We start from the raw sequence: 10,160 nt of genomic DNA, 5'->3' as shown, positions 1-10,160 counted from the left end.
TCTTCTCGTTTGAGAACACCTAACAAAACCTGCTGCGCTAGGCGTTATAAATATTTAAATGGGTGTCGTTTTGACGTAATGGGCATGCATCGGCCTGGCGCGCCACCAACTGGCAGCCTGCGCCTTGGAAACTGCGCAGCCGCGCGATGTCTTTACCTGCAAACCCGTCTCGTCTCCCTTGTGATACAAAAACCGGTAACAGGATTCGGAGAGGCGGGTGGAGACTTCGCGTACGAACGATGCCGTGTGCCCAAATGGAGCGACCCATTCCGTAATCCACATGCGGTCGCCACTATTCCAATCTTCCGGGCGCATCAGGGAGTGGCTGCCATCCGCCAGGTAGCGACTTTCGGCATCGGCATCGAAATTTGCCCAGGCCACGTATGCCACCGGCTGCTGAACGCCATCAAGCGACGCCGACGCCAGCATGAACTGCTGCCGTTTAATCGGATTCAATAAAGTCTGACTAAACGAGGCCAGCGGCAGATTGCGATGACTCTTGGAATGCATGCAAAGCCATGCCAGCGCGCCAAATAGTTCTGCTTCGCTGTGGCCTGGCAAGCCCAGGGCGGGGGCGATGATGTCCAAAGAAGATATATTCATAGTGCCTAAGAAATGACTAAAAGCTCGAGTTCAAATTGAAGCCGGCCGTATGGCCAGCAGTGCGGAACAGCTCCGGTTTGCGCACGGGCCAGCCGACAAAGGCGTCGTACTGCACGCCCAGCCACTGGCCGCGCAGGCCGACAAAGCCGCCCGTTAGGCGCCGCGTGATCAGCCATGCTGCGGACGGCCCCGCCACTTCGCCATGGTCGAGGCCCGCATACGCTTGCTGGCCGCTGTTGCCCAGCGGCACGCCGACTTCATTGCGCAGCAGCCAGCCCCGTTCGGCCGACAGGCTGCTTTCGCCGTCGTAGCCGCGCACCGTGTAGCGTCCGCCGATGGCGAAACGATCCTGCGGCACCAGCGGCGTGCGGTTATGCTGCATGCGCCAGCTACCCGAGTAGCGCAGTGGCTGGCCAGCCAGCGTGAACGGCGCCGACAGGGCCGCGTCAGCCAGTATCAGTTTGAAGCGCGAGGTACCGTCGCCAAACGCTTCCTCGGGCGCCGCCAGCGCATCCATCGCGCCCGTGCCGCGCCGGTATTGCAGGTTCACGTCCAAGGTAGCCTGGCCCAGGAATTCGCGGTGGCCGATGCCGACTTCCCAACCGGCCATGCGGCGGCGCTGCACTTCCACTTCCGTATCATCAATGAAGTTTTGCGCCGCACGCTGCCAGCCGCGCAAAGACACCATTGTCTTGCGCGAGGCATCGCGGTACACCAGGCGCGACAACTTGACTTCGTGATTCTGGCTGGCGCCGCTGTAGTTGTAGTCCTGGCTGATGCCGGCCACGGATTGGTGGTAATGGCTGTCGCTGACCGTGAAAGCCAGCAGCCAGTAGGCGTAGGGAATCGAATAGTGGGCCACCATGCCGGCCGTGCCGCGCGGGCCGTTGCGGTTGCCGTCGACGTTCTGGTTCAGGCTCAGATAAAACAGGTCGTTCAGAGTCAGCCAATGGTCATACGACAGGGTCAGGCTGCTCTGCAGTTTGCCGGTCGAACGCGAGCCGCCATCGTCGAAGCCCAGCGCCAGGCGGAATGGCAAGCCCTGCTTCCATTGAATCTGCAGGTCGCTCTCGCCCGGCTTGGCATTGCCGCCCTCGGCCGGCATGATCTGGATATCGGCTTCGGCCGTCGGCACGCGCTTGAAGTTTTCCAGCGCCTGTTCCGTGTCGCGCACGTTGAGCAAGTCGCCCGGGCGCGCCGGCACGGCATTCCACCAGGTGGCACGGGGATTGGTGCCGGGCGCAAAGCCGACCTGGCGGATGCGCCCCGGTATCAGGCTCAGGGCCAGCGTGCCACGGCTCAGGTCCTGCGGCTCGGCCAACACGCGCGTGGTGACATAGCCGCGCGCGATGATGGCGTTCTGCAGCCGCCCCATCAGTACATTGATGGCCTGCGTGCCCAGGCAGCGCCCCTGCGGTGCGTCAGGCGCGCCCAAGTCATCGCGGCTGGCGGCGGCCAGCGCCCACTGGAACTGCGCGCTGCCCTCGCCCCGCAATACAAGCTGATCAATCGTAAAGCATGGCGATTCACCAACAGCCAAGCGGTTGGCGGCCACGGCAACAGGTGCCCCGAGCAGGCGCACGTCGGGATTGCGCTCCTGCTGCTGGCGCAGGAGGCGCTCACGTTCTTGCTGGCGGATTAATTCTTGGCTGGCATCGTCGCGCTGGCTGATGCCAGGCGTAGTGGGAAGGGGCGGCGCGATTTCAGTACGGGTCTGCGCGGACACGGTGGCACACAAGGTGCCACTTAATAAAAATACACCGCACCATGGCGTCAAGCGCAGGTGCATATGTTGCCTTAAGTAATTATTTACGTAAGGAAAGTATAAGTTAATTATTTCTATTCAGCAACTATATTTATTTCTTGAGAACTCTATCGTCTTGGTAACTGTTATTCAACTCACACATTATCACTAGTAAAAATATGAGAATCGAGGGTCGGCCGAGATTCGTGCAAAATTACCAAAATCCCATCATGACAAACGAATATATTGCAGTACCTTCGTTCACACTGCACGTTGGAGAGGTGATCGATCCGACCAACACCAATCGTGACCTATATGCCAACAAGGGTTATGTAGACGGCATGCGTGAGATGCGCCTCAAAAGGCAAGGCTCGCGTACGCATATCCAACGCAAGGGCAGCAAAGACAAGCCGATCTCAGAAGCGCAGGAACGCCGGAACAAACGCATCGCCAAAACCCGGGTGCGTGTGGAACACATCTTCGCCAGCCTGGCACATATGGGCACCAAGGTGCTGCGCTCGGTCGGTCTACCGCGCGCTACGCTGCACTTGAATTGGAAAGTTAGCACATACAATCTGCAGCGCCTTTGCCACCTGATGAAGCCTATCCGGATGCAATCGCGGATGGAGCATTAACGAACGCCACATTTACTTCGCCTCCATTCAAAATGGAACGCATGACCTGGATTAAACCGTATTTCTTATGGATGATGTATCGCGCGGGCTGGGGATTCAAAGACGCTGGTCAGCAACGCATACTGGCGATCAATATCAGCAGAGCGGAATTTGAATGGGCACGGGAGCACGGTTGCCTGAGCCACGCGGATGCATCCATGAGCAAGGACGAATGGTCGGCGAAGAAGGAGGCATCGCCCGTGCGTATCCAATGGGACCCGGAGCGGGATCTGCTGTTGCGGCCGCAAGCTCACAGAGCCATTCAGATCGGTCTCAGCAAAAAGGCGGTAGAACTTTACGTAAATCAATGGATAACCAGGGTGGTGGATGTGACGCCGCTGGCCCACGCAATCCATGCGTTGCTCGTCCAAGAAAAGTTTGAGGAAGCAAAGCACATGCTGCCGCAAGAAAAACCGTATGCGTCAGTATTTCATCCATCCTGAGCGCTGACATCCAGGACCTGAGAGCGGGGTCAAGCAAGATAGCTCATGCAACGCAGGCCAACTATTGGCAAGCTCAACTGCAACCGGCTCCCTCCCCTGCGCGCGGCGGACTCAGCTCTGGCATTCGTACACGATCTCGACCTTGGCCGTGTCTACCGGAAGGAATACGAAACAAGGAATGCCGCCATGCCGCTCCCGGGCGGTAAAATCATTACTGTTGACCAGGCTGTGGTTAGCAAAACGCTCTCGTTCCTTTCATCATTGTGGAGACAGCTGCGTCACAGCCGGTCATTCACGAACGTTGTATATTGAAAGGCAATATGTATGTCTGGCAACACCCATGTTTCTGAGCGCCTCAAAAGCTGCCGCGAGAATCTTCATATCTCACAAGTGCTGCTTGCCGAACTGGCGGGCATCAATCCCACGCAACTGTATCGCTATGAATCAGGCAAAGCCAAACTACTTATGGATGCGGCAGATAAGATTGCCGCAACCCTCGACGTCAGCACCGCCTGGCTCGTGCATGGCACATTGCCCATCGCCAGAGGGACGCAAATCAACCCGCCAGTGCCGGCCGGAGGGGCGCTAATCCTGAATTTTCTGGAACTTCCCCCCGTGCTGGCCTCCGCCGTGCAGCGCCTGTCCATGGAAAATGGCAGCACCGTAGAAATAGAGTTGCTGGACCTCGCGCGTCAAGGCCTCGAAGCCATCCAAAAAAAAGCCTTGGATTGCGCCGAGTCCGCAAGCAAGAGCGAGAAATAACCGGATCACTACCTTGCTGGGAAGTCGCTGTAGCTGGAGTGGTGCAGCGCACGGGGAAATACGCGGAGCGTGATTCACGCGCTGACCTGTGTCGTCAAAAAACTGCCTGATGGCTCGATGGAGTCATTGACCTGGGATCGCGGTGTAGACGTCAATGCAAGTATTTCCTTGGCGCGACGGATCAAGCGCACGCACATCAAAAAAATGGCCATTGATAATTCTTTTTGAATTATCAACGGCCATCTATTTTTCACTTTAACTTTAAACAGTTAAAGCGAACTCATCACTCCCACTCGATGGTCGCAGGCGGCTTGCCTGAAATATCGTAGACGACGCGGTTGATGCCGCGCACTTCATTGATGATGCGGTTCGACACCTTGCCCAGCAAGCTGTGCGGCAGATGCGCCCAGTGGGCCGTCATAAAGTCCTGCGTCTGTACGGCGCGCAGGGCCACCACGTATTCGTAGGTGCGGCCATCGCCCATCACGCCCACCGATTTGACGGGCAGGAAGACGGCAAAAGCTTGGCTGGTGGCTTCGTACCAGTTCGCAGGCAGCGCATCCGGATCGACGGCTTGGCCGGCGACGAATTCGTATGGCGTGTTGCGTAGTTCTTCGATGAAGATGGCATCGGCGCGGCGCAGCAGGTCGGCGTAGTCTTTCTTGACTTCGCCGAGGATGCGCACGCCCAGGCCCGGGCCCGGGAATGGATGGCGGTAGACCATGTCATGCGGCAAGCCCAGGGCGACGCCCAGCTTACGCACTTCGTCCTTGAACAGTTCGCGCAAGGGTTCGAGCAACTTCAGCTTCATGGTGTCAGGCAAGCCGCCCACGTTGTGGTGGCTCTTGATGGTCTGGCCTTTCTTGCCTTTACCGGCCGATTCGATCACATCGGGATAGATCGTGCCTTGCGCCAGCCATTTGGCGTTGACCAGCTTGCCAGATTCGACCTGGAACACTTCAACAAATTCGCGGCCAATGATCTTGCGCTTCTGCTCGGGATCGGTGACGCCAGCCAAATGGCCCATGAACTGCTCTTCCGCATCCACGCGGATGACTTTCACGCCCAGGTTCTTGGCGAACATGTCCATTACCATCTTGCCTTCGTCCAGGCGCAGCAGGCCGTGGTCGACGAAGACGCAGGTCAGCTGGTCGCCGATGGCGCGGTGGATCAAGGCAGCGGCCACGGACGAATCGACGCCGCCGGACAGGCCCAGGATGACGTCGTCGCTACCGACCTGCGCGCGGATCTTCTCTACCGCTTCGCTGATGTAGTCGGGCATGTTCCAGTCCGATTTGCAGCCACAGATATCATGCACGAAACGGCCGATCATGGCCTTGCCCTGCACCGTGTGCGTCACTTCCGGATGGAATTGCACGCCGTAGAACTGGCGCTCTTCGTCGGCCATGGCGGCGATCGGGCAGCTCGGCGTGTTGCCCATCAACTTGAAACCTGGCGGCATTTCCAGCACTTTGTCGCCGTGGCTCATCCACACTTTCAGCATGCCGTGGCCTTCGTCGGTGACGAAATCGGCAATACCGTTGAGCAATTTGGTATGGCTGCGGGCGCGCACTTCGGCGTAGCCGAATTCGCGTACCAGGCCGTTTTCCACCTTGCCGCCCAGCTGGGCTGCCATGGTTTGCATGCCGTAGCAGATGCCCAGCACAGGCACGCCCAGTTCGAATACGGCTTGCGGCGCGCGCGGCGAATCGCCGTCCAGGGTGGAATTATGGCTACCCGACAAGATCACGCCGGCGGCGCCATAGTTGCGCACGAATTCGTCGCTGACGTCATACGGAAAAACTTCGGAAAACACGCCGGAATCGCGCACGCGGCGGGCGATCAACTGGGTGACTTGGGAACCGAAATCGAGAATGAGGATTTTAGAATGCATGATGGGGGCTTTATCTGGGGTCATTACAAAACCGGCGCACTGGGCGCCGGTCTGGACTTTCGTTACCGCTTACTCGGAGCGGTAGTTTGGCGCTTCCTTGGTGATCTGCACATCATGGACATGCGACTCGCGCATGCCGGCCGAGGTGATTTCCACGAATTCCGCTTTTTCGCGCAGTTCGTCAATGGTAGCGCAACCGCAGTAACCCATCGATTGACGCACGCCGCCCACCAGTTGGAAAATGATCGCCAGCACGCTGCCTTTGTAGGCCACGCGGCCTTCGATACCTTCAGGCACAAACTTGTCGGCCTTCATGGTGGCGTCCTGGAAGTAACGATCGGCCGAGCCGTCAGACATGGCACCGAGCGAGCCCATGCCGCGGTACGATTTGTAGCTGCGGCCCTGGTACAAGATCACTTCGCCTGGCGCTTCTTCCGTACCGGCAAACATGGAACCCATCATGACGGTCGAGGCGCCAGCGGCCAGCGCTTTCGAGATATCGCCCGAGAAGCGGATACCGCCGTCGGCGATACATGGCACGCCCGTACCTTCGAGTGCTTCGGCGACGTTCGAGATGGCGGTGATTTGCGGCACGCCCACACCGGCAACGATACGCGTGGTGCAGATCGAGCCAGGACCGATACCGACCTTGACTGCGTCGGCGCCGTATTCCACCAGCGCCTTGGCGGCAGCGGCGGTGGCGATATTGCCGCCAATTACTTCCACTTGCGGGTACTTGGTCTTGATCCAACGTACGCGGTCCAGGATGCCTTGCGAGTGGCCGTGGGCCGTGTCCACGACCAGCACGTCGACGCCAGCGGCAACGAGCAGGTCGATACGTTCTTCATCCTTGGCGCCAACGCCGACGGCAGCACCGACGAGCAACTTGCCCTGGCTGTCTTTCGACGCGAACGGGTGCGAGGTCGACTTCTGGATATCCTTGACGGTGATCAAGCCGCGCAGCTCAAACGCGTCATTGACGACCAGCACGCGCTCGAGGCGGTGCTTGTTCATCAGGCGCTTCGCTTCGGCCGTATCGGCATCTTCGCTGACGACCACGAGTTTTTCGCGCGGAGTCATCTTGGCGGAGGCTTCTGCGTCGAGTTCCTTTTCAAAGCGCAAGTCGCGGTTGGTAATGATACCGACCACTTCCTTGCCCTTGACGACAGGGAAACCACTGATGCCGTATTGTTCTGTCAGCGCAATCACGTCGCGGATTTTCATCTCTGGCGGAATCGTGATCGGATCGCGCAACACGCCAGCTTCGAAACGTTTTACGCGGGCCACTTCACGTGCCTGGTCCTTCGGATTCAAATTCTTGTGGATGATGCCGATGCCGCCTTCCTGGGCCATCGCGATCGCCAGGCGCGCTTCCGTCACCGTATCCATGGCTGCGGACAGCAAGGGAATATTCAGGGTGATATTGCGGGTCAGGCGAGTTTTGAGGGACGTATCGGCGGGCAGAACGTTGGAGTAGGCTGGGACGAGCAGCACGTCATCGAATGTGAGTGCTTTTTGAAGTAGACGCATAGCATTTCCTATTGGCGCAAAAGTAGATTATACAGAAAAAAGTGCCCTCCGTCCTTGCTGCCCAGAAAAGATAATTGAAAATAGCTAAAAACCGCTCGCCAGGCAATTACCACAGCGGTGCCCTGCCCGCTCAGCCTTTTACAGGCTTGCTGCCGGCGCGGCGCCGGCGCGCCTCCTTCGGGTCGGCCTGCAAGGGCCGGTACACTTCCACCCGATCACCGTCGCGCAATACGCTATCGAGCGGCTTTTTCTTGCCATAGATGCCCACCATATTGATGGCCAGGTCTATGCCTGGGATGGCCTGCAACAAACCACTGTGCGCCACCGCCTGCTCAATGGAAGTGCCTGCAGGCACACGCAAGGAGCGCAGGAAGGTGCTGTCGGGCAGGGCGTGGCACACCTGCACCGTGATGTCCGCCTCAGCCATACACCGCCTCCGCGCGCTTACAGAAGGAATCGACCATGCTGTTGGCGATCATGCCGAAGACGGGGCCGATGATCTGCTCGAGCACGCGGCTGGAAAACTCGTAGTGCAGGTCCAGTTCGATCTTGCAGGCATCTTCGCGCAGGGCCTTGAAGGTCCAAACGCCATCGAGGGTCTTGAAAGGACCATCGACCAGCTTCATCTTGATGGAAGTCGGCGCCACGTTCTCGTTGGACGTGGTGAAGCTTTGGCGCACGCCGTGGTAATGTATGCCCACGCTGGCGACGACCGTGCTCTCGCCACGCTCGCGCACCTCGACCGCACCACACCAAGGCAGGAATTTGGGATAATCCTCCACCGCTGCCACCAGCGCGAACATTTGTTCAGCGCTATAGCCGAGAAAAACTGATTTATGTACTACTGCCATTGAAGAACCATTTGCTATGATGTTGAATATAGTGATTTTATCGCGCTTGCGCGAGACAGTAGTTTAACCGACCCGCGCACATTTACCATCTCATGACCATAGCAGACAACAGAAAAGCCTTCCACGACTACTTTATCGAGGACCGCTACGAAGCGGGCATCGTGCTCGAAGGCTGGGAAGTCAAAGCCATACGCGACGCCCGTGTACAAATCAAGGAAGCCTACGTTGTCGTTCGCGGCGACGAACTATTCCTGTTCGGCGCGCATATCAGCGCCCTGCCGACCGCCTCCACGCATATCCACCCGGAAGCCGTACGCACACGCAAGCTGCTGCTGCACCGTGCGGAAATGGATAAACTGATCGGCAAGGTGGAGCGCTCCGGCTTTACGCTGGTGCCACTCAACCTGCACTACAAGGGTGGCCGCGTAAAATGCGAAATCGGCCTGGCCAAAGGCAAGAAGCAGCACGACAAGCGTGCTGCCGAGCGCGACCGCGATGGCGCGCGCGAAGTGCAGGCGGCAATGAAGTCACACCGCCGCTGATACGCCACTGCGCGCAGCGTGCTGGACGATTTCAAAGAGCATACGCATCAACAAACCCGGCTATATGCCGGGTTTTATTTTGCCAGTATCTGGGACAAGCGGAAAACTCGGCGCGGCAGGCCTAAAACAGGGAAGGGATTGGATCAGGCGGGAAGTAGACTGGCATGATCAAAAATGCCGTGGTGATGCGCAGAGGTAAAATAGCTTGGCCGGTTTGACCAATGAGAAAAAATTAACAAAGTCACGGATGCTTGCATGCGGCCTTGCACCGCGTCTGTAGCACTGCATAGGACAAGCATCCGAGTGAACGGTTGTTTAAACCTTCAGCAGATCGCGCGACTTCCCCGAATCGGTCCACTCTTTAACCCATTTCGGTTGACGACCACGGCCAGTCCATTGCTGCGTCGCGTCATCCGGATTGCGATAGCGCACTGCGACCGTGCCCGTTTTAGCGCGAATACCTGTACCGACCAGATCTTTAACAGAAACGCCCACGCTCTGGGCAATCGCCAAGATTTGCTCGCGCGCTTTGGACAGATCATCCTGTTCGCGTTTCTTCATTTGCTTCTTGATGTCGTCCTGCAAGGTGCGCAGCTCGGACAGGGATAAGCTCGACAGATCCATGAAATTTCCTTGTGTGAGTTGAAAAATATAACTGAACAGCTAAATTCTATCCAATTGTAACGCGACTGAGGTGATTTTTCTAAAGATTTGATTTATTTTTTACAATTCGATGCGCAAAAAACCTGTTTCCCCGGCTTTCAAGCAATACCAGTCTTCAATCACGCGAGCACACATCGAACTTGGACGACCTGCACAAGTACCGCTGTTTCGTACGACTGCGATTCGACACAAGGCCATCGCTTGCATTCACCTTTCGTACTTTTTTCATTGCGATTTATAATAATTATAAATTGCAATTAAAAATACGCATGGGCTCAATACTATCGCCAATCGCGCATCATTTGCAAGCGCCACCCAGCATCCTGCGCAGCAGATGTTACGTCTATCAAGACAATAAGCGGCGCCTTACAGCACATCATCTTGAAAGTGCATATAGCATAGCATGAAGAAAAAATTTTCAACGTAATTGATTGATCCGACGATACTCCAATCC

The 10,160-nt window shown here is 57.2% G+C and carries 11 protein-coding genes; 4 read left to right on the top strand and 7 right to left on the bottom strand.

Annotated features, from left to right (window positions below):
- Positions 1-54 precede the first annotated feature (54 nt).
- Entirely contained in the window at positions 55-588 is a 534-nt protein-coding gene (locus ACQ4V8_RS12760) for a toxin-activating lysine-acyltransferase (protein WP_010397690.1), read from the bottom strand.
- 31 nt (positions 589-619) lie between these two features.
- Complete coding sequence (locus ACQ4V8_RS12755; RefSeq protein ID WP_436571586.1) at positions 620-2,392, bottom strand: ShlB/FhaC/HecB family hemolysin secretion/activation protein; 1,773 nt, start codon at positions 2,390-2,392, stop codon at positions 620-622.
- A gap of 185 nt (positions 2,393-2,577) precedes the next feature.
- Between ACQ4V8_RS12755 and ACQ4V8_RS12750 the strand changes: the two genes are divergently transcribed.
- The 3 genes from ACQ4V8_RS12750 to ACQ4V8_RS12740 all read left to right on the top strand — a co-directional run bounded on the left by ACQ4V8_RS12750 (position 2,578) and on the right by ACQ4V8_RS12740 (position 4,226).
- A complete protein-coding gene (locus ACQ4V8_RS12750; RefSeq protein WP_157998728.1) occupies positions 2,578-2,982 on the top strand; it encodes a transposase in 405 nt (134 codons plus the stop codon).
- Positions 2,934-3,464, top strand: a complete 531-nt coding sequence (locus tag ACQ4V8_RS12745) for a DUF4291 domain-containing protein (protein ID WP_082261047.1) — start codon at positions 2,934-2,936, stop codon at positions 3,462-3,464. Before ACQ4V8_RS12750 ends, ACQ4V8_RS12745 begins: the two co-directional genes overlap by 49 nt.
- 324 nt (positions 3,465-3,788) lie before the next feature.
- The gene (locus ACQ4V8_RS12740; protein WP_436571585.1) at positions 3,789-4,226 is read left to right on the top strand and encodes a helix-turn-helix domain-containing protein; all 438 of its coding nucleotides are present in this window, start codon (positions 3,789-3,791) and stop codon (positions 4,224-4,226) included.
- 283 nt (positions 4,227-4,509) lie between these two features.
- Here ACQ4V8_RS12740 and guaA read toward each other — a convergent pair whose 3' ends face one another.
- From guaA to ACQ4V8_RS12720, 4 genes are all read right to left on the bottom strand, one after another.
- Positions 4,510-6,120 carry a glutamine-hydrolyzing GMP synthase gene (gene guaA, locus ACQ4V8_RS12735; protein ID WP_070346660.1) on the bottom strand — a complete coding sequence of 537 codons (1,611 nt, stop codon included), beginning with the start codon at positions 6,118-6,120 and terminating at the stop codon, positions 4,510-4,512.
- A gap of 69 nt (positions 6,121-6,189) precedes the next feature.
- Positions 6,190-7,650: an IMP dehydrogenase gene (gene guaB / locus ACQ4V8_RS12730; RefSeq protein WP_010397676.1), complete on the bottom strand. Its 1,461-nt coding sequence runs from the start codon at positions 7,648-7,650 to the stop codon at positions 6,190-6,192.
- 130 nt (positions 7,651-7,780) lie between these two features.
- Positions 7,781-8,077 carry an RnfH family protein gene (locus ACQ4V8_RS12725; RefSeq protein WP_010397674.1) on the bottom strand — a complete coding sequence of 99 codons (297 nt, stop codon included), beginning with the start codon at positions 8,075-8,077 and terminating at the stop codon, positions 7,781-7,783.
- Positions 8,070-8,501 (bottom strand): type II toxin-antitoxin system RatA family toxin, encoded by a 432-nt coding sequence (locus tag ACQ4V8_RS12720; protein ID WP_029496365.1) that lies wholly within the window; start codon positions 8,499-8,501, stop codon positions 8,070-8,072. The genes ACQ4V8_RS12725 and ACQ4V8_RS12720 overlap by 8 nt, the downstream gene beginning before the upstream one ends.
- 92 nt (positions 8,502-8,593) lie before the next feature.
- Here ACQ4V8_RS12720 and smpB point away from each other — a divergent pair, with 92 nt between their 5' ends.
- A complete protein-coding gene (smpB, locus tag ACQ4V8_RS12715) occupies positions 8,594-9,043 on the top strand; it encodes an SsrA-binding protein SmpB (RefSeq protein ID WP_010397668.1) in 450 nt (149 codons plus the stop codon).
- Positions 9,044-9,358: 315 nt separating this feature from the next.
- On the opposite strand, the gene ACQ4V8_RS12710 is transcribed toward smpB, so the two are convergent.
- Positions 9,359-9,667 carry an H-NS histone family protein gene (locus tag ACQ4V8_RS12710; protein ID WP_010397665.1) on the bottom strand — a complete coding sequence of 103 codons (309 nt, stop codon included), beginning with the start codon at positions 9,665-9,667 and terminating at the stop codon, positions 9,359-9,361.
- Positions 9,668-10,160: the final 493 nt, after the last annotated feature.

The sequence above is a fragment of the Janthinobacterium paucivorans genome, from assembly GCF_051380805.1.
GTDB classification, from domain to species: Bacteria; Pseudomonadota; Gammaproteobacteria; order Burkholderiales; family Burkholderiaceae_D; genus Janthinobacterium; species Janthinobacterium lividum_D.
This window is presented reverse-complemented; position numbering and strand designations above follow the sequence as displayed.